Origin of the sequence: Rickettsia amblyommatis, from assembly GCF_002078335.1 — a bacterium.
In the GTDB taxonomy this organism is placed as follows: Bacteria; Pseudomonadota; Alphaproteobacteria; order Rickettsiales; family Rickettsiaceae; genus Rickettsia; species Rickettsia rickettsii.
In genome coordinates, this window is record NZ_CP015012.1 from 527,032 (window position 1) to 546,147 (window position 19,116).

Below are 19,116 nucleotides of genomic sequence, written 5' to 3' on the forward strand. Positions count from 1 at the left end.
TTAAGTAATACTTTTTTGTATAACAAAATTTATAAGCATCATAAAAATTAAAGATGAAGGCAAAATTGTCCCCTTTTATTAATTCTATGTAGCGCTACTTTTTCCAGACAACTCAATATCTATCCCCCATTTTTCGTTTTCTAAGTGGGAGATAATACAACATATTGCTTCATTTGGTAAGCATGATAAATGTAAAAAATGGGTTTTAGAATCCGATTGAATTTCCAGTTGAATTTTTTACATACTCCTGCAATGATAAATGGGAATAATTTTATGAAATTATTCATCGTTATTATAATAGATTCAGGATTATTATTTTGTTCTTGTAAATAAGATGCTAATAGTCCCTTATTTACTTTCACTTTTTTATAGAATTTTGTAGCATAGCAATTTTAAAAAAATTATCTAAACCATTGTTATTTAAAAAAGTTTTATTTAGAAATGAAGCTAAATTTTTTAATAAGTTTTGTTGTTTTTCTTGCAATAATTCCCTTACCTCGGCAAATGCTTTGTCCGTATCTGTGTAGCTTGCAGCCATATTCCCATTATTATCAGCACGAATAATCATCTCAAGGTGGCAGCAGCTTAATAAACTCTAGAGAAACTGCTATCATGCCTTTTTTGACTGCAAGCATTAACAATGTCCTTCTGAATTTATTAATAGCGTTAATATTTTCCTCAAACATTCTTGGAATAAGCTCTATACAAACATTATCTAAGTCACGCCACATAGCCTTTGTTAATGCAGGCTGACCACGTATATTCTCGATCGTATTAATAGCCCCTCGTCAGACATCTTGGGAATAAGTTTTAAACAAGCTTCTTCTAAACCTGCATCAGCAGCTAAAATTAAGGCTGTATTATACCATCCTCATTAGATTCAATAAATTAGTATTTTTTATTTTACCAATTAATTTTTCAACTTCTTTTTTATCTTCATCTTTTGCGTGTATATTAACACGCGTTAATTTTTCTAGTAAAGATATTAGTTGATTATATAATATTTCATCTGATTCTTCAGGTATTGATTCTTTATGTATTCCAAAAATTTTTATACATATAAACATAATTTATCCTTATTAACGCCAGTTTAGGATAAGGGAAGTTGTGAATTATTTAAAAAAGGTATAAATTTATTAGTTTTAGTAAGATTAAAAGCATTAACACAAGCTAGAATATGAACTAAAAAGTTGTTAGGTGACCTATGTCTTGAATGTTCAAGATTCATGTTTTTCTTTAATACACGTTAAGAATAGACTTAATTAACGATCTTTTACGAAGTAGTATCTTATCTTCTAAATCTAATAGATAGATTCTTCATATCTTTCCTTATTCCTGTAAATAAATGCAAGCCTCTAGAGTTTAATATGCTAAATAAATCCTTAGAGATATAAGCTTTATCACCAAAGATTTTGCCTTTTAATGCGGTAGTTATACTGCTTGCTACTGATAAATCACTACTATTTGCTTTGGTAATGTTGACTGCCATAATTTGACCTTTATTATTAATTCTATATGTAACTTAAAACCCATAAACCAACCATAGCTACTCATACCTATTTTAGCAATATTACTAAACACTCGATTATTACTTGTACGCTTTGTATGGCATATAGATAATTTAGTTGAATCGATAAAATAAACCCCTGTATCTTCACCCCTAAATAATTGTAGCATTATAACAAGCGGTAAAACTAGCCTCGGCCATAGTTGTATTATCCGACTATAACTCGGTAGTTTAAAATAACCTCTGCATTTGTATGATAAATAATATAAATAGTAATTTTTAAAGTCCTTACACGGTGATAAATAAAAATATAATACTATAGTTAGTAACTCGCAGAGTTTTAAACTCCCTTCTCTCTGACGTTGCCTATCTTTTGGTATTGATTTCTTTTGCTCCCATTCCTCATACTATGTTGCAAAAATTATCTAGTATGCAGAATAAACTTATGATACATTTCTTCATGTTGAGAGTATATTTTTTGAATAAATCTTATATATCTCAACACTCAAATCCTTGCAACCACTTCTATATTATCATCTCTCTATATCCTTCTTATACTCTAAATGCGCGTTATAAAAGCATCAAGTTTTTATTTTCTCTTATCCTAAACTGGCGTTTACACAATGTATGTATTACTGCTAGTGCTGTAAGTAGCGGCCTAGTAGTTCCTGATGTAGGGCATTTGGAACGTGTGAGTGACTCTTCTCTTATAAAATGGGTTTGTTATCTTGGCGACATGGCAGCGTCCAGTTTTTTAAATTCTATTGCCACTGCTCTAATAGCAGTTCTGCATGATGCCGATGATAATATTTTTAACTCTAAGGAAGAAAAAAAGCTAGTAGATGTACTTAACTAAATTTTGTAAAATGATTAATAAACAATCTGATATAACCGTACCTCTAAATTGTCAATGCAAAATAAATTTTTTCGTTATGATACCAATAATACCAAAGAAATGAATAGTAATCCTATGGAAAAATTAGCGTTTCAAGATGCTATTTCTTTGATTAGTTATATGTATCATCATGCAGAGGATATATTAAAGAGTTCTAAATCGTTGTTAAATCAAATTTTAACTACTACAAAAGAAGGATTAAGCACATCATGGGATGATATAAAGAAAACTACTCCCGGCAATGTAGAGTACACGATTTATGGCAAATGGAAAAGCAAGTATCTGAATCTGAAATAATAACTGAGAAAGCAAAAAGCGGACAGCTGCGAAGTATAAAGATATCTTGCTTTTCGGTTGATTGCTCAAAGCCACTTTTAAAAAAATAGCGATTTCTTCAACCGGCATCAGAAGAGGAGTTGAAGATTTTCTTAATCAAAAATATTTTGCTGATAAATTTACTGAAGAATAACAAGGTTGTTTTGTCTTATTCTTAGCATATAAAATATTTAGATATGGTAATAAGGTATGTTTCGAATACTTTAGCGAGCAACAGCCGGAGCTAATTACAAAAATTTTCGATGATTATCCTCATTTATTTTTTTAGGAGAGAGGCAATTAACATATGTATTAAAAATGAAGATGGTAGACAAAAAGCATTAGATGCAATAAAGTTAAAATCGTCAGATAAATTTTTTAAAGATTGCTTTGATACAGTATTCCCTAAGGTAGATGTTGTAAACCTCATATTTGAAGAAGAATATAAACCGAAGCACGTACCTAATGAACCTGAGCTTGTATTTAACTTAGAGCTCATACCTTTAAATATAGACGAAAATGATGATGTACTACCAACAGGTAATGTATAAAATAACCACTAAATTTTTAAAATGACTAGCATATATAACATTCTTGACCGTGTTCCTGCTATTTATAAGCAGGACATGGAAATAGAGTATGAGCATTTGGCTATGCAATTAATTAAGTCCGGTAAATTACGGATAGATACCGATGATTGCTGCAATTTTGCAAGGTTTACCGAACCTGCTCTTAATATAAGCTTAATGGTTAGTCAAGAAGAGCTAACAAGCCCGCATTTAATCCCTGAAACTACCAAGCTTTTTCAAAATTTATACAGAAATTCCGCTTCAGATCAAAAAATAAAATCAATTTTCGATAATTTAAAAAAGCAAATACAAAAGCTACAGCCGGTTAAGAAAGAAGTAACCGAAATGCTAGCACGTATTTTTGTTCAGTCAGCTCATCCGATCGTAATAAGGTGGCTTCTTCTTAATAAAACGGAAGTGTTTCTTACCTACTCACATAATATTGGCGATATGATGGATATGGTTAGCTGGCAACGAGTAGGCGGTAATAGCGGTATGCAAAGCACTAACGGCAAGGACGTAGCTATTTTTGTTTCATGCGGCGGTAATCCTTTTGCTGAAAACAATAAAGATCATCCGACTTACGGCAACGGCTTTGCTGCGGCAGCAAGACTTCAGATTATCGCAGCCCAAGAGCTTGGGCATTTTGCCGATATAAAAAGAGATGATAAAGGTAGGCAAATAACTCGCCATTCGGCTAATTTTTCCGGTACTAAAGCTACTGATAAAGTACGAATTGCTAGAAAAAATGACATAATACATTGTCATAATTTGCTGAGTAAGCTCCTTAAAGCAGGTATGAAAAAGCAATTAGATTATGAAACGAAACTTAAATTTTATAATGCAAATAAAGTTAGCGGCTTAAAAGTTTATGCTATAAAATTCATGATTTTTATATATAAATTTCGGCTTTTAAATTATAGCAGTAGGAATAATCTAATATTTGTAAGAAAATTTAAAACCGATGAATATATGGCATTAATGATTGATGCTATGTTTAAAGATATGCAAGCTAATTTATCACCGGCAGCTGACGTGTATAAAAATAAAAACCCTGAAATTGAAGAAGCGATAGCCTGCATTGAAGCCTTAGCAAGAGTACCGCAACAAGCCGTAAAATGGGGATATTTAACTACCAAAGAAACTATGCATGACCTTTATAAAATATATTATAACGAGGTTATACCTTCTTTAATTACTAGCTATAATGCTGTCACCGGTGAAAATTATCAACGTGATTTTAAAAAGCCAAAAAGTAATTTCTTTTCTAAAATCAATATCTTTAGTAACAAAAAGTTGGTACTAAAACCGGTTAGGGAATTATGAGTATACTGATGTGAAATGAAGAATGGTAGACGAAGATTAACTTCAAAAAGAGCAAGGAATTCACAAGGCGATGAGGCATTGCTGCGTGGATATTGTTTTTTCGTCATTGCGAGGAAAATTACAAAGTAATTTGACGAAGCAATTTCAGGAGTTTGTTATTATTTCATGAGATTGCCACGCGGCCTACGGCTGCTTGCAATGACTATTTGGTATCCCCCGCACAGGAATGATATTTTTAGAACAATATCTTTAACTTTAATGAACCTTGGTGGCTAGTATATTTGCTGCGTAAATTACAGTTATACGTCAATATTCTTATGAGCGGTAAGTAAACTTGCACCTACATTATAGCCGACTTTCGGTGTGCTGCTACTTGTAGTGTTCTCAAAGTAATTAATCTGCCCAAATAAATCTAGCTTTCACCTTAGGTTGCTTATTGCTAAAGCTATTTTCTACGGAAGCATGTAGTCCCGGTACTATTTGAGTATCGTTTGATAATCTTTTAGGAGTGGTTAATTTTATGCCTGCAATCCCTGTAGTATGTATTATATCTAATACCGATATTAGGCATTAAATTTATACCGTCCATGGCAGAGAATTGATAACCGACATTACCCTCAAAACCATAAGCTTTGCTTGTATATTTACCGCTAGCCGTTTTATAGCTATTAAGTCCGACCGGTCTTAAGTCCTTTTTGTTGATTTTACTGTTACTTGCTGAAGATATTTCTTGTAATATAAGGCCATTACTAAATTGTTGTTGACCGTTATAGAGCAATAATATCGCTTTCTGCCGATAATTTATTACTAGTGTTTGAACCTTTAAACTTAAAGTCAGAGTTCATACGGCTGGCTATATGCAATACCGACAAAGACTATTTTCCCCGATGTAAAGCTCACCGCCGATCGTGCCGCCGGATACCGTGCCTTTATAGCTAGGATTACCTTTATATGCATCTTGATTACTTGAACCGAAAGTACCGGCAACCCATAATCCTTTTTTAGTAATTATAGGGTTTGCTTCATCACCTGCTGCAACGGCTATCATAGTAACGCCTGATAAGTGATTATTAATATTAGTAGTTACTGCTTCAGCTGTGTAACATTTGCTACACTAACCGATCTTGTTCCTTGCTCGGTTAAATGCTCTACTACTTTTTCAGGTGCAACTTGAGCTAAGTTTGCTACGAATAATAAGGATTGTTCTTGTTTTGTTTTACTCACTACAACAGTATCATCATTAGCTACTTCTTTAAGCTCAGCTTTATTATTTACTAATTCCTTAGCAAGCTCTACAGCGTGTTTTTCAGGATTTTGCATAACAAGTGCAGATTTTTCTCTAATCACTTCTTTTTGTGTTTCCGCTACAAAAGTATTTTCCGTATGGACAACGATAGTATTATTGATTGCCTCAGCTAATTTTTGCGACTCAGGTTTTTTAACATATGCCTCTGCTACTCTTATTTCGTTAGCTTGACGTTGCTGATACTCCGCTTGCAGTCTTTGTTGTTTAGCTCTTTCGTTAACGCTGAGCTTGAGCTTGTTGCTGTGCTTGTGCATCTGCCGGTACTACTAAACCGGCTAGGTTAGCTTGTGTCTCTGCATCAACTTGATCTTGTCTAGCTTGAACCAATGCTAGAGCTATATTATCAATTGGTTATTGTATCTCTCTTTGTCTAGCTTGTCCATCTCGCTGCAGTACTGCAATTTGTGCCGGTACTTCTCTTTGTGCATTTGTTAAGTCCAGCTGTGCTACAAACGGAGCGTTACGAATATCAAATAAAGCTTGCTGTGCTCGATTTTGTTCCCCTATATCGTACGTGCAGCATTTAATCGTTGCTGTGCATCTGCTAATTGTTGCGGATTCTCAGCTTGTATTCGTGCTAGTGCATTCTGTACTTGCCTTAACCTTAAGTTTTCTCTGTCTACTTGTTGCTGAACCCTCACCGGAGCTGCTACCATATCTTGCTGTAGTCGTGCTTGTCTCTGTCCTAACGTATCTACTGTTTCTCTTCTATCGCTGCTTCTGCTCTTGCTTGAGCATGTGCCGGTTGTGCCGCTGCTTGCACTCCTACTTGTTGTACTTGTAATCCTTGCGGTAAAGCAACGGTTCCGGTAGCTGCAGTATAAGTATATCCATTAGGAACAAATGCATCTTCCATTACTCGTCCTCAAAATTGATAGGGCGGCTACATCATTCGCCGTGTGAGCCCTATTAATATTAATCACAATATTTGTACTGAATGCCGTAGGGAGATTTTGAAAAACTACACCGCTGTCTCCTAAAGCATTTATAGTAATATTGCCTTCAAGTACTACATCGCCGGTAAGAATTACGTTACGTCTAAGATCGAATGTCGAGCCGTTAATGTGAGCATTACCGTTAATTGTAATGTCCTGCGTGTGAATATTATAAGTCCCCGAATTAAAATTAGTTTGTCTAGAATGAATATCATTATGCAATTTGTGTTCATGATTACCTTCAAACGTCACTTTAGAAACTTGTTTGGTTTGTGAGCCGATTTCATAAATATCAGGAGTCTTTACGAAAGTTACCTCTCCTCTCATAGTTTTAGTAGTAGTAATATTACCGGTAAAATCTTTATTAACCCTTACCTTCCCAAAACTTATAAACTCTAAATTCCCTGTATCTATTACACCGCCGTTGCGATGTTTCATATCAACTTTTTCTTTAAATACAAGCTCAATAGATTCAACGGCACTAATATCATTACCGGTAATGGTTAGCTCAGAACCTGTTCCATTACCACTTGTAAGCTTTAGCTTTGCTTTTGCATTATTATTGGCTCCATATGCAAGAGGTGCGCCTAAAGCATTTTGAACTGCCTTTTGAGTTTGCAACGTTAGTTATATTGTTAATACTAACTCTTGTAGTTGGATTGTCTTCAGTAACAGTCAATACTCCATTAAAACCATAAAGATTAATATTAATGATATTAATCTTTTGGGCAAAATTAACCCTATGGTTATTTTCTGCGATAATAATATTGTCATTATTTTGTGGAAGATAATGGTTGTGATTATATCTCCAATCATTCATCGTACCTAGTATTAGAAGATGGATTCCCCGCCGGAATAATATCCGCCGTAAAGCCTCCCATGCTTGCAAGTAGCCCGATACTACTGGTTGCTAGTAAAAGTTTATTAAAAAAAGTTTTTTTCTTATAATTTCCCCTATAACTTATTGCTTTTAATGATTTTACCACTTAACTTATCGGTCATTATACACTATTTATTTACGATGGCGTGATTTATGAAATTTAAGGGAAATAGGCTGGTTTAATGAAAGGTAGGGGCAATGCTTGCTCGCAATGACGTCAAAATAACATCCTATTCATCATCTATATTAGAAAGCTCATCTTGTAATTCTCGAGACAATACATCCTCATCATCGTTAGAATCATTCGATTTCTTAAGAGAGTTTTTGAAATTATTTAGGTCTTTATTTTCAAATATTTCAATAGATTTTAAAGTCTCGTTTGGAATTATAACTATAATATTTTTACTTAATTCATCTAAATAATCAGTGGTAACGGAAACTTTCAGTACTCCTCCATATTTGCTCTGTTTGCTACTTACTACAAAATCTTTTAAAGATTTACTTTTAAAATAGTTTTCAGAAGTAAAGATCATTATTATAAAAAATAGTACTAACGAGATAGTAGTACCTACAGCAAATCCTGCTAATAGTCCTAAGAATCTGTCAATAAAACCGTTTCTCATAAATGAAATTATAGCAAGAAATTTATAAACTATAAAAACACATAAAATTAAAGCAATAACATAAGATATAACACCGGCAATAATTATTCTTATAACCTCATTATCCATATATTGCCCGATTAGGTCAGAAATATATGGATATAAAAAATATCCTAACATTATAGAAGTAATAAAACCGAGTATTCTAGTTGCAAACCCGATTATGCCTTGATATAAGCCGAAAAATGAGAAAAGAGTAATAATAGCAAAAATAGTAATATCAAAAAATGTGATCATTATTGTTAACTTCTATTGAATAATTGGATTTAAATCTTATATATTATATAATTAAAAAGTTTTATTTATGGTATGGGCGATAAAATTTTTCATAACTTATCCGGTAAAACACTAGTTGCTACACCGCATGTAATTACAAAAGGCATTTACCATAAATCCTTAATTTATATGTTATCACACACGGAAGAAGGAGCAATAGGATTAATATTTAACCGTTTAGTAAATCATATAGATTTAAAATCGTTTTTTAAAATAAAAAATGACGAAATAACAACCCCGGTTATGGTTCCTATATATCTTGGCGGACTCGTAGAACATGAAAAAGGGTTTTTTCTTCATTCTAGCGATTATAATAAAAATTTGTTATTGGATTTCCATAATGATTTAGCAGTAAGCTCTAATTTAGAAATTTCAGAAGATATAGCTTTCGGTAAAGGACCTAAAAATAGCTTATTCATTGTCGGTTATACAGCATGGAAACCAGGGCAGCTTGAAGAAGAATTAGAGAAAAATCTATGGCTGGTTATGGATTGTAATAAAGAATTTATTTTTGCCGATAATCCTGAAAGTAAATGGCATAATGCATTAAAACACTTAGGCATTGATGAAATACATTTCTCATCACAAATAGGAAATGCTTAGAGATTATCTGTTAACCATTTTTCGGTAAGCCTAAGCAATAATGCTTTAAAAATTTTCCCTGATTGCTAATTAAATACACAAAATTAGAATGTTGTAATTTATATTTGTTTGTTTTTACATCAAATATTTTGGATGTATAGAAGACCTTAAATTGATCTGCTAGTTGTTCAATATCTTGGACTCTCCCCGTTAAACCTATAAAATTATCATCTATTTTTTCTAAATATTTTTTAATACCTCACTTGTATCATGCTCAGAATCTAGAGTAATAAAAACTACTTGTACTAAAATATTCTCTTTCTTCAAAATCTTAATAATATCTCCTACTCTTTTTAGTGCTTGATTGTCATATAAGGAATAGGTAGTAGTACCACAAAATAAATCAAACTTAAATGACCTTGCAAATGGGTACTATCAAATTTCTTTCCTTCTTTGATCTATAAGAGTAAACTTAATTTTAGGCGAATCGTCCATATTACTAAGTTTTCGCACCAATCTTAAGCTTAGACGGAGTTAATGAAGAATAAAATAAACATAAAAATATTATGCCCGTAAATAGCTAGGGCTATAAAAATTTTTATAATATACATTTGGTTTTTATTATTTCTCATAACCTAAGTAATTATTAATATTTATTTATAATAAAACTTATTCTTATCATGTATGCAATAAAAATCATCTTTCATTATATTAAATATCGTAATATCTAAATTGTGATATTTTTAGTTAAAATTAATTAACTTATTAACTAAATTGAAATTTTTTGAGTTAACGATTATTAAATAAAAAAAACAACTAAGAAACGGATTAATTATGTACAATTATACCGCTTATGTAAAACGTTTAAATGATAAATTTAAAAAACAAGAACATACGGAAATAGTAGATAATACTGTTTCTAAAGACCATTTATTTCAAATACTAAATGACAACAACAATGCAACTCAACCGATACAAACACTCCTAAATCAAAATTCGTTTGAAATAACAAATAATATTGAACACAATAAAGCAGAAAATATGAGGGATATAATGATGTTGAAAAAAGAAGAAATAAAAGGAGCAGAAATGGAAAATTTTATATCCGATATGTTAAAGGATAAAAATTTTATCGACTTAATTAAGATAGTGAGAAATATGAATATATTATTGATAGGAGTAATAAAGCTATAATTATATTAGGGCAAGAGAAAGAAGATTTAAATCTCATAGCTAATTTTCTTAAAGACGGTGAATTAATATTAGAAAGTAATGATTATGGAGATTGGGACTTCTCAAAAAAAAAGTCTAACAGCAAATTCAAATATTTTAGATAGTTTTTATATAAAAAACGAAAAATATTTAACATATAAGAGTTCTTATTTGGGTGCTGCTAATTTATCCTCTGAATCTACTATTGACAAATTTTTCCTACAAAAATTCTAAGTACGACTCCTACTAAATTTATATTAGCAATAAAAAATATTGAAATCAAAAACTCTAACTATTCCCTTGTCAAAGCCAATCTAGAAAAACTTGTCGGTATATTTGAACAATTTACTAAATTATTGAGATATATTGATATAAATGAAGGTAATTTATCTATAGTAGTGACCGATAGCCCAAGCAAGCAATAATCATACCCGTATATCTAAAAATTATTGATGACACTATAAAACTCGGTAATTTTAGCGATGAACAAAAGAGTATCATTAATAAAATAAAAGATTCTATTTATTACCTCAAGCTAGCGAGCAAGCAAAAGACTATACAGATCTATTAAATATTAGAGATGATAATTATATCATTCTAGATGAATATAATAAAAGAAAATTTAACATATATTTTAAATTCTATAAATGTAATTAATAAAGAAGTACCAATTAGTATCAATGAGCTTAAAACATATATAGAAAAAAATGGGAACAAAATATAGAAAATAATTTAAGTTTGAAGATGTTTTGCCTAAAACAGACAAATTGAAACAATTAATAGATATAGTAAATTATTATAAACAGTTAGAAGACAATGCCAAAACTATAGGAAATTTCTTAGAAACCGTTAAAAAATTAAATCAGCTTTTAGAAACACCGAAATCAGAAAATAAATTAGAGAATCTTCTAAATTACCTTAAATATTTATCTAACATCAAATTTTCCGAAAAAGAAAATTTGGTTACACTTAATTCTGCAAAATGGTTTAACGATTTATTTAGTAACCTCGGGGCATATAATATAAAAGAAAAGTTATTAGAATCATTTAAGCATACAGTATGCAAAGATAAAGATTCATTTTATAACAAATTAAATGAGACTATTGAAAAATTTTATGAAGATATCAAAAATAACGATGTTTTAGACTTAAAAGCAATCAATAATATATATAACTTAAAAAACTTTTTACAGCATATTAACAATTCTAGCACTGATGTTGAAAATTTAGATAATATTAAATTATTTTTAACAAAGAGCTTTAAGAATCTTAATAATATATTAGGTATAACTATAAATAATAGCATTAGTAATTTAGAAAAACTAATAGGCTCAGTCAGCAAGCAAGAAGCTAAATCTCTTTGGAAGTATATTACCGCCTCTAAATCTATTACAGAAATATCTCAAAATCTCGATAAAGTAATATATGATAAGCTTTTACATCAGCCTTGTGTTACCTGATCAAGCGCTACCTATTTATAATTTATTAGAAAAATTACTAAAAGAAACTCATAAATCTATTAATGATTGTTATAAAAACGAAAACTTATATAAACATCAATTAGCAGAAATTTTTTTAATAAATTATTACATCTCAAAGAATCAGAACTAAAAAAGAAAATACAGCAAAAAAATCCGCAAGATATAGCTAAGTTAGTATCAGAAATAATTGAATTATATTCAAGCCAAGGTGATTTTATAACCAATATAATCTAGATATATCAGAAAAAAGTCTGCAAGATTCACTAAAAGTATTTTGTCTTAATAAGCAAGCTCTCATAGAAGAACAAGGAATAAACCTTATGGAATATTATGATTTGTCTAAAGAGTTAACATCAATAATTTCTTCACCGTGTAGTCAACTTAAATTTATACAAAAAACTGAAAAATATAAAAATTTAGCAGAAAAATTTAATATCTCTTAATACAATTTTTATAGACAAGCAGAAATGTGGTGCTAGTATAAAAATAGCTATATTTAACGATGAATTAGATTATGACAAATAATCAATTTTCCGAAGATACCAAAAAAATTGCTGATCAAATAAAAGATGCATTAATGGGTATTAGTGACGATCTTGTACTTGAAAGTAAAGAGGTAGAGGAAATATTTGAAGAATTAAGCCAAAATGAAGAATTTGAGTATGAGATGGAACGAATGCTTGCTATCTTAAATGAACAAACTATGGATTTAACTCAACTGCAAAGTCGGATTATCTTATTAATCCGTAAGTATTTAGGTAAAACTAAAAACTTAAAGCTTAAAGTACTTAAAATGGATGAGAAGCTCATTAACAAGAATGTTGCCGAAGTCAGTAATTATTTAATGCATCAGCATTCTAAAATAGTTAGAGATGCTAATAAAAACCTTGCAAACCCAAAAGACAAATTACAAGGTTTAACCAAACAAGCTAGAATAGACTTAAAACGTTTATTAAAAAGCTTTGCCGTTTACCAAATTTATATGTTTATGAACCCAAAAAGAATAGCAGGCGAAACGAAGCTAATGAACTTCGCCTATAATATGATCAGAGGGGGCATGAAACTCGCTAAAAAATATGAAGGCGGCAAGGAAAAAGACATTAAATCATATTCACCTAGACTTATTAAAAAACTTGAAAAAGCTCATGCCGGCTTTAAAAAAAGTGGCGGTATATCAATTTAACTATTGTATCTTTTTATAAAGAGCTTATACTAAACTAACATTAATATTATGATAGGTATCAAGCTTTCAACTTAAATTATTCATGTAAACTTAATATTTCGGAACTAATAACTTGGGTACATCTTGGCTGCAGTACTCAAGAAAAACACCACGCTCAACCTGTAAAAATTAACATAAAACTCTTTCTCTCAACTCCTCTCCTTGCTACAGATAATATAAACGATACTGTTTGTTATGTAGAAATCGTACGGCTAGTACAAAAACTTTCTCAAGAAAATCACTTTAATCTTATCGAGTATCTAGCCACACAAATATATGATATTATTTATCAAAATTTTATCGAATCTAAATTAGAAAAGATTTTTCTAAACGTAACCGTTACTAAATTAAAATTACTAAAAAGTTGTGATTTTAGATTGCTTAAGCAATCTATTATTTTTGAAACACAAGCTATTCTACCACCTAATGCAAACAAAGCCTGGGATAAATCATATTTAAATATGGTGGTGCAGGGCAAAAGTACTTTAACGCCTAGTAAACTTCTAATTGAGCTTAAAAAGATTGAAAACAACTAGGTCGAGCAAGCTCTTACGATAAATGGTCTCCAAGAGTTATTGACTTAGACATCCTACTTTGGAATAATTGCCATATAGCTTTACCTGATTTAAAGATACCGCATCCTGAATTATTAAACAGACCGTTTCTTATTCATCTAATTGCAGGTTTAAGTTTGGAATGTCGTTATTCATGTCCGATTAATAATTTTTACAACAATAAAACCTTTGCAGAAATAGCACATTTAATTGAAAATCAAGGAGTTATACGCTCTCTTGTTTTAAATCCTCAATTTGTCGGTATTTTAAACATTACTCCTGATTCTTTTTCTGATGGAGGATTGAGTTTTCATAAAGAAGATGCCGTTAGAAATTTTGTACGCTTGATAAATGAAGGGGCTACAATAATTGAGCTTGGATCACAATCAACACGTCCTTCTGCTTTAATTATTAATGAAGATGAAGAATATGCAAGGCTTGATAATGTTCTTGAAGAGCCTAAGGAAGTTATAAAGGAAAAAGAAGTTATAGTCAGTATTGATAGTTTTACTCCTGAAGTAATTAAACGTGTTTTTAAAAAATACCCTATTTCCTGTATCAACTTGGTTAAAAATAATCTAGATGATTATACATTACGATTAATTGCCGATTATAATTGTAAAATTATTACTATGCATTCATTAACCGTTCCACCGCAAAAACAAAAATGTCTTGATTTCGATAAATCTCCGCTTACTAGCTTAAATATATGGACAGAGCAATAACAAAATTAGAAAAATGTGGATTTGATAGAAAAAATATCTTGATCCTGGAATTGGTTTTAGAAAATCCGTTTATCAAAATTTATATATATTACAACATATTAAAGAATTTAAAAATCTAGGATGTGAGGATATTGGTAAGACACTCACAAAAATCTTATATTTCTGCTTTTTATAATTCCAAAGCATCGGAAAGAGACTTAGAAACAATAGCAATATCAAAATATTTAATGGAAAACGTAGTTGATTATTTACGAGTGCATAATGTTATAGAGCATCAAAGATTTTTTGTAGCAGACCACCTAATTCAATGCATTTAACTATATCTTATGAAAAATAGAAAAATCATCGGTATAATGGCATGTGACCCACAAGGGGTGATAGGTAATAAAGGTCAGATGCCTTGGTCTTAATACTAAGGAGTTTGAATATTTTTATCAGACGGTAAAAAATAATATTATAGTCATGGGACGAAAAACCTTTGACTCTATACCTCCAAAGATTTTAAAAAATTGTATTTGTATTGTTTTTTCAAGAAATACACCATTACAATCTTATAATAATATATTTTTTATTAAATCTTTAGATGATTTTTGGCAGGTAATAAAACCTTTTACTGATAAGAAAATTTTTATGGTTGGAGGGGCAGAAATAGCGACTCTTTTCCTAGAGCAAAATCTTATTGATGAATTTTTACTTACAAAAATAAATAAAAATTATGATGGAGATACTTTTTTTCCTCTTAATATTTTAGCAGAATGGCATTCTGTAATAATAGATAAAACATTATCAGATTTATAAATTTACTGATAACCTCTAAAAGGAGGTAATATAAATCTTGAGCAATATAACCTTTTAAATCATCCATTTTATCAATTATGGAATATGGGAAAACTTACTCATTCTACTTTACAAATTTACGCAAAAGAATATTATCATCACGTTACAGCTTTCCCACGTTATATAAGTGTAATACATTCCAAATGTAGTGATATACAAGCTAGACAAATATTACTTGGTAATCTTATAGAAGAAGAACAAGGTGAAGAAAATTACCCGGAACTATGCGTTTTGCTGAAGGACTTGGATGTTTAAGAAACCAACTCACTTCAGAACCTAAATTAGACTCAACTCAAAAACTTGTTCAAGGTTTAAATTAACAGAGAAATCTTTTTCTATAGGTCTTGGAGCACTTTATGCTTATGAGCGTCAGACTCCTAAAGTATCTGACTCTAAAATTCAAGGGTTACAAAAATTTTATGGAATTTCAGATTACAGAACTTTACAATTTTTCATTGTTCATAGTAAAGTTGATCAATGGCATACACAAGAATGTGCAAATTTGATTAATAATTTAAGCTCAAAAGAACAAAAATTAGCATATCAAGGAGCAAAACTACTATGGCAATTTCTAGACGGTATAAATGCAACGTATCCATAATTTAACTATTATTCTTTCATAAAATGAAAAATATCTTCCTACATTCCTTAAGTCTTAAGAATTATCGTAATTTTAAAAATCTTGAACTAAGAACAGATAATACACCAATAATTTTAATAGGTGAAAACGGTAGCGGTAAAACTAATATTTTAGAAGCCATATCGCTATTTTATCCAGGAAGAGGGCTGAGATCAGCAAAACTTGCCGATATATGCAAAACTTCAGAAGATCATTGTTTAGTTAAAGCTCTATTGCAAAGTAAGCTAGGACTTGCAGAATTTACCACCCAATTTAAACGTAGTTCTAATAGAAGGATAACTGAGTATAACGAAAGTAAAATAGCCAATAATGAGTTAAGTAAATTCACTAGCATGGTATGGCTGACTCCGCACATGGAAGGAATCTTTACAAGCGGTAGCAGTGATAGAAGAAAATTTCTTGATAGAATAGTTTATAATTTTGATCCAAAGCATTCAGAGTTAGTTAGTAAATACGAATATTACATGCATGAGAGAAATAAAATTCTAGTAGAAGATATAAGAGATGATAATTGGCTTAAAATTATTGAAGAAAAGATGGCTTATATTTCTAACCATATTGCTAATAATCGCTTAAAAACCTTAGAATTTATGCAGCAAGCAATAGATGACCTTGAAAATGAATTTCCAAAAGCCGATTTATCGATTGACGGCATTGTTGAACAAAAAATATTAAACGGCGAAGAAAATATTGTTAGTTTTATTACTGCAGAACTTTATCAAACAAGAAGCAAAGATAAACTACTTGGTCGCACTAGTTTTGGAGTTCATAAAAGTGACTTTTTAGTAAAGCATCAAAAGAAAAATATCTTAGCCAAATTCTGTTCTACCGGTGAACAAAAAGCTATATTAATTGCAATAATCCTTGCTGAAATGAATTATGCTATAAAGCTAACTAAAATAGCACCGATTTTACTTTTAGATGAGGTCTTTGTGCATTTAGACGACAAAAGACGTCAATATTTAATCGAATTTTTTACCGGCTTAAACATGCAACTATGGGTTACCACTACCAATCTAGAGGGAATAGAAAATTTTGCAACTAAAGCACAATTGATTAAGTTATAGTTTGCGTAATAATGTCATTCCTAGCTAAAAGCGGTGTTGTTTCATGGCTCTTATGTCATTCCTGCGAAAGCAGGAATCCAGCATAAAGCGAGCTTTTAATTTCAAAAATTTGCTGTATTTAATACTTTTTTCTGGATTCCTGCTTTCGCAGGAATGACATCAAGAGTATTTTCTGATCCATACAATAAAGCACTATCCCAATCAGATTCACAAGAAAAATTTACAACATCCTTCTTGATTTTTATCGCACCTCTTAAAAAACCAAAATAACTATTATTATTTTTCATAAAATAAAATTATACTTCACTTACATATTATATGAGCATTAAGTGAAATTTAAAGTTTTTTGTATATAAATATATTGCTTAATCTTTTGAAACTGCTTAAAATTAATTTTTAATTTATGTAAATACTATGACAAGACAAGCTAATAAAATATCCTATGATGAAGTACCTTATTCTCCATTTACTTTCAGTTATACCTCCCCACCTTATTTAAGAACTATCGGCAAGCTGTTCGGGCTAAACCCTCCACCTCTTGAAACTGCTAAAATACTTGAACTCGGTTGTGGAATCGGTGTTAATCTGCTTAACTTTGCTGAAATATATCCTAAATCACAATCTCTAGGTGTTGACTTATCCAAAATACAAATAGAATTAGGTAAAAAAATTATCAGTGATTTGAAAATAAAAAATGCCGAACTAAAGGCATTATCTATATTGGACCTTGATGAGTCATATGGTAAGTTTGATTACATAGTTTGTCACGGCGTATATTCATGGGTACCTGAAGAAGTACAAGATAAAATACTCGAAGTCTGTAATAAACTGCTAAATCCGAACGGCATAGCTTTTGTAAGCTATAATACGCTCCCGGGCTGGAATATGCAGGGAACAATACGTGAAATGATTATGTTCCATTCAGAGCTATTTAATACTAGCCACGATAAATTACAGCAAGCTAGATTACTTTTAAAGTTCATCAATGACTCATTAGAAAGCTCCACAACGCCTTATTCTAATTTTTTACGAGATGAAACAAAATTATTATCTGTATATACGGACTCATATGTATTACATGAATATTTAGGCGAAATTAATACAGGTACATATTTTCACCAATTCATAGAAAAAGCTCAAAAAAATCATCTAAATTACTTAGGTGATACGTCGCTTACTGCAATGTTTATCGGTAATTTACCTACTCAGGCAGCAGAAAAGCTACAAGCCGTTAATGATATTGTTCGTACTGAGCAATATATGGATTTTATCACTAATAGAAAGTTCCGCTCGACATTATTATGTCATCAAAACATACCTATAAACAGAAAAATTGAATTTAATAATTTAAAAGAGTTTTTTACTAGCCTTAATATTAGACCGGTAATTCTAGAAAAAGCTGTTGATTTAACTAACGAACAGGAAAATGTTAACTTCTATTACGAAAATTTACCTGAGCCTTTTATTTCAACCACTTCGCCGATCATGAAAGCTATTTTATATGTATATGCCGAAAATATTAGCAATCCGATAAGCTTAGAACAAGTAGCAAAAGAAGCTTTTAAAAAGCTTGGTAAATATCAATTACAAGATTTCTTAGCAGCATTAGAACAGCATTTTATCATATTCATTTTTCAAGGTTATCTCAAAATATTTGAGACCAAACCTCATGCTATAGCAACTATCACCGAAAAACCTAAAACTAGCGAATTTGCAAGATACCAAGCAAAACAAGCACATTTTAATAATGTAACTAGCGTGTTTAGCGTCACTAATAGACTTAACGATATGGTAGGTATACTGATACATGAAAAATATATTTTAGAAATGTTAGACGGTACGCATAATATTGATGATATTAAGAAAGGCGTTCTTGAAAAAATTAATTCAAAACTTTTAACTGCTCGTGACGATAAAGGACAGGAAGTAACAGATCCAAAATTATTAAAAGAATTTGTTGACTATGTAGTGAATACATCCCTTGAGAAATTCCGGATGAATTATCTGTTAGTAGAGTAATTAAAATGTTCGTGGTCAAGTCTGCTTTGTTGCATGGATCAGCTTTTCCGTTATTGCGAGTAGTAGTAGACTACAGCCAATCCATGAAAATATAATCCGAGTAAAT

Annotated in this window: 25 protein-coding genes and 6 pseudogenes; 16 read left to right on the forward strand and 15 right to left on the reverse strand. The window is 30.7% G+C overall.

Features of this window, described 5'->3' with window-relative positions:
• Positions 1-358: 358 nt before the first annotated feature.
• The 5 genes from A3305_RS10230 to A3305_RS11200 form a co-directional block, all read right to left on the reverse strand.
• The gene (locus A3305_RS10230) at positions 359-568 is read right to left on the reverse strand and encodes a hypothetical protein (protein ID WP_041860469.1); all 210 of its coding nucleotides are present in this window, start codon (positions 566-568) and stop codon (positions 359-361) included.
• A gap of 1 nt (position 569) precedes the next feature.
• Complete coding sequence (locus A3305_RS10235; protein WP_155845510.1) at positions 570-731, reverse strand: hypothetical protein; 162 nt, start codon at positions 729-731, stop codon at positions 570-572.
• Between the two features lie 129 nt (positions 732-860).
• Positions 861-1,067 carry a hypothetical protein gene (locus A3305_RS10240; RefSeq protein WP_226983984.1) on the reverse strand — a complete coding sequence of 69 codons (207 nt, stop codon included), beginning with the start codon at positions 1,065-1,067 and terminating at the stop codon, positions 861-863.
• Between the two features lie 221 nt (positions 1,068-1,288).
• Complete coding sequence (locus A3305_RS11195; RefSeq protein ID WP_014391701.1) at positions 1,289-1,489, reverse strand: transposase; 201 nt, start codon at positions 1,487-1,489, stop codon at positions 1,289-1,291.
• On the reverse strand, positions 1,444-1,677 hold the full coding sequence (locus A3305_RS11200) for a transposase (protein WP_014391702.1): 234 nt from the start codon (positions 1,675-1,677) through the stop codon (positions 1,444-1,446). Before A3305_RS11200 ends, A3305_RS11195 begins: the two co-directional genes overlap by 46 nt.
• Positions 1,678-2,198: 521 nt before the next feature.
• Here A3305_RS11200 and A3305_RS09440 point away from each other — a divergent pair.
• From A3305_RS09440 to A3305_RS03020, 4 genes and pseudogenes are all read left to right on the forward strand, one after another.
• Positions 2,199-2,363 carry a hypothetical protein gene (locus A3305_RS09440; RefSeq protein ID WP_193353164.1) on the forward strand — a complete coding sequence of 55 codons (165 nt, stop codon included), beginning with the start codon at positions 2,199-2,201 and terminating at the stop codon, positions 2,361-2,363.
• A gap of 99 nt (positions 2,364-2,462) precedes the next feature.
• Positions 2,463-2,699, forward strand: a complete 237-nt coding sequence (locus A3305_RS10250) for a hypothetical protein (protein WP_045799370.1) — start codon at positions 2,463-2,465, stop codon at positions 2,697-2,699.
• A 57-nt stretch (positions 2,700-2,756) separates the two neighbouring features.
• Positions 2,757-3,268: pseudogene (locus tag A3305_RS03015) on the forward strand (hypothetical protein).
• 21 nt (positions 3,269-3,289) lie between these two features.
• Entirely contained in the window at positions 3,290-4,612 is a 1,323-nt protein-coding gene (locus A3305_RS03020) for a DUF2748 family protein (RefSeq protein WP_014391703.1), read from the forward strand.
• Positions 4,613-4,847: 235 nt separating this feature from the next.
• Here A3305_RS03020 and A3305_RS10255 read toward each other — a convergent pair.
• The 8 genes and pseudogenes from A3305_RS10255 to A3305_RS03040 all read right to left on the reverse strand — a co-directional run bounded on the left by A3305_RS10255 (position 4,848) and on the right by A3305_RS03040 (position 8,632).
• A pseudogene (locus A3305_RS10255) lies at positions 4,848-5,176 on the reverse strand (autotransporter outer membrane beta-barrel domain-containing protein).
• The gene (locus A3305_RS10260) at positions 5,115-5,390 is read right to left on the reverse strand and encodes an autotransporter domain-containing protein (RefSeq protein ID WP_041860470.1); all 276 of its coding nucleotides are present in this window, start codon (positions 5,388-5,390) and stop codon (positions 5,115-5,117) included. Before A3305_RS10260 ends, A3305_RS10255 begins: the two are co-directional and overlap by 62 nt.
• Before the next feature lie 75 nt (positions 5,391-5,465).
• Positions 5,466-5,660 (reverse strand): hypothetical protein, encoded by a 195-nt coding sequence (locus A3305_RS10265; protein ID WP_041860471.1) that lies wholly within the window; start codon positions 5,658-5,660, stop codon positions 5,466-5,468.
• Positions 5,661-5,695: 35 nt separating this feature from the next.
• Positions 5,696-6,172, reverse strand: coding sequence for a hypothetical protein (locus A3305_RS10270; RefSeq protein ID WP_041860472.1), 477 nt, complete (start codon positions 6,170-6,172; stop codon positions 5,696-5,698).
• Positions 6,173-6,421: 249 nt separating this feature from the next.
• Positions 6,422-6,574, reverse strand: coding sequence for a hypothetical protein (locus tag A3305_RS09450; RefSeq protein ID WP_014391704.1), 153 nt, complete (start codon positions 6,572-6,574; stop codon positions 6,422-6,424).
• 155 nt (positions 6,575-6,729) lie between these two features.
• A pseudogene (locus A3305_RS03035) lies at positions 6,730-7,673 on the reverse strand (hypothetical protein); the annotation flags it as partial.
• Positions 7,666-7,839 carry a hypothetical protein gene (locus A3305_RS08825; RefSeq protein ID WP_155845513.1) on the reverse strand — a complete coding sequence of 58 codons (174 nt, stop codon included), beginning with the start codon at positions 7,837-7,839 and terminating at the stop codon, positions 7,666-7,668. The gene A3305_RS08825 and the pseudogene A3305_RS03035, both read right to left, overlap by 8 nt.
• Before the next feature lie 124 nt (positions 7,840-7,963).
• On the reverse strand, positions 7,964-8,632 hold the full coding sequence (locus tag A3305_RS03040; RefSeq protein ID WP_014391707.1) for a CvpA family protein: 669 nt from the start codon (positions 8,630-8,632) through the stop codon (positions 7,964-7,966).
• Between the two features lie 72 nt (positions 8,633-8,704).
• On the opposite strand from A3305_RS03040, the gene A3305_RS03045 reads away from it, so the two are divergent.
• Positions 8,705-9,274: a YqgE/AlgH family protein gene (locus tag A3305_RS03045; RefSeq protein WP_014391708.1), complete on the forward strand. Its 570-nt coding sequence runs from the start codon at positions 8,705-8,707 to the stop codon at positions 9,272-9,274.
• 10 nt (positions 9,275-9,284) lie between these two features.
• On the opposite strand, the pseudogene A3305_RS03050 reads toward A3305_RS03045, so the two are convergent.
• Positions 9,285-9,885: pseudogene (locus A3305_RS03050) on the reverse strand (SCO family protein).
• 202 nt (positions 9,886-10,087) lie between these two features.
• Between A3305_RS03050 and A3305_RS09455 the strand changes: the two are divergent.
• The 10 genes and pseudogenes from A3305_RS09455 to recF all read left to right on the forward strand — a co-directional run bounded on the left by A3305_RS09455 (position 10,088) and on the right by recF (position 16,991).
• Positions 10,088-10,447: a hypothetical protein gene (locus A3305_RS09455; protein ID WP_014391710.1), complete on the forward strand. Its 360-nt coding sequence runs from the start codon at positions 10,088-10,090 to the stop codon at positions 10,445-10,447.
• A 767-nt stretch (positions 10,448-11,214) separates the two neighbouring features.
• A pseudogene (locus A3305_RS11780) lies at positions 11,215-11,472 on the forward strand (hypothetical protein); the annotation flags it as partial.
• Between the two features lie 794 nt (positions 11,473-12,266).
• Positions 12,267-12,389 (forward strand): hypothetical protein, encoded by a 123-nt coding sequence (locus A3305_RS11205; protein ID WP_014391715.1) that lies wholly within the window; start codon positions 12,267-12,269, stop codon positions 12,387-12,389.
• Between the two features lie 71 nt (positions 12,390-12,460).
• Positions 12,461-13,129, forward strand: a complete 669-nt coding sequence (locus tag A3305_RS03075; protein ID WP_014391716.1) for a DUF5394 family protein — start codon at positions 12,461-12,463, stop codon at positions 13,127-13,129.
• A 107-nt stretch (positions 13,130-13,236) separates the two neighbouring features.
• Positions 13,237-13,704 (forward strand): dihydroneopterin aldolase, encoded by a 468-nt coding sequence (locus tag A3305_RS10280; protein ID WP_231289112.1) that lies wholly within the window; start codon positions 13,237-13,239, stop codon positions 13,702-13,704.
• Positions 13,705-13,859: 155 nt separating this feature from the next.
• Positions 13,860-14,447, forward strand: coding sequence for a dihydropteroate synthase (locus A3305_RS03085; protein ID WP_081120830.1), 588 nt, complete (start codon positions 13,860-13,862; stop codon positions 14,445-14,447).
• Between the two features lie 326 nt (positions 14,448-14,773).
• Positions 14,774-15,264 (forward strand): annotated as a pseudogene (locus A3305_RS03095) (dihydrofolate reductase).
• 65 nt (positions 15,265-15,329) lie between these two features.
• Complete coding sequence (locus A3305_RS11210) at positions 15,330-15,539, forward strand: iron-containing redox enzyme family protein (RefSeq protein WP_014391718.1); 210 nt, start codon at positions 15,330-15,332, stop codon at positions 15,537-15,539.
• Positions 15,540-15,564: 25 nt separating this feature from the next.
• Entirely contained in the window at positions 15,565-15,885 is a 321-nt protein-coding gene (locus tag A3305_RS11215) for an iron-containing redox enzyme family protein (RefSeq protein ID WP_041860474.1), read from the forward strand.
• A gap of 23 nt (positions 15,886-15,908) precedes the next feature.
• On the forward strand, positions 15,909-16,991 hold the full coding sequence (gene recF / locus A3305_RS03110; RefSeq protein WP_014391720.1) for a DNA replication/repair protein RecF: 1,083 nt from the start codon (positions 15,909-15,911) through the stop codon (positions 16,989-16,991).
• A gap of 101 nt (positions 16,992-17,092) precedes the next feature.
• Here the strand turns inward: recF and A3305_RS09465 are convergent, their stop codons facing one another.
• Positions 17,093-17,278, reverse strand: coding sequence for a hypothetical protein (locus A3305_RS09465; protein WP_014391721.1), 186 nt, complete (start codon positions 17,276-17,278; stop codon positions 17,093-17,095).
• A 127-nt stretch (positions 17,279-17,405) separates the two neighbouring features.
• On the opposite strand from A3305_RS09465, the gene A3305_RS03115 reads away from it, so the two are divergent.
• The gene (locus tag A3305_RS03115) at positions 17,406-19,010 is read left to right on the forward strand and encodes a methyltransferase regulatory domain-containing protein (protein WP_014391722.1); all 1,605 of its coding nucleotides are present in this window, start codon (positions 17,406-17,408) and stop codon (positions 19,008-19,010) included.
• Positions 19,011-19,116: the final 106 nt, after the last annotated feature.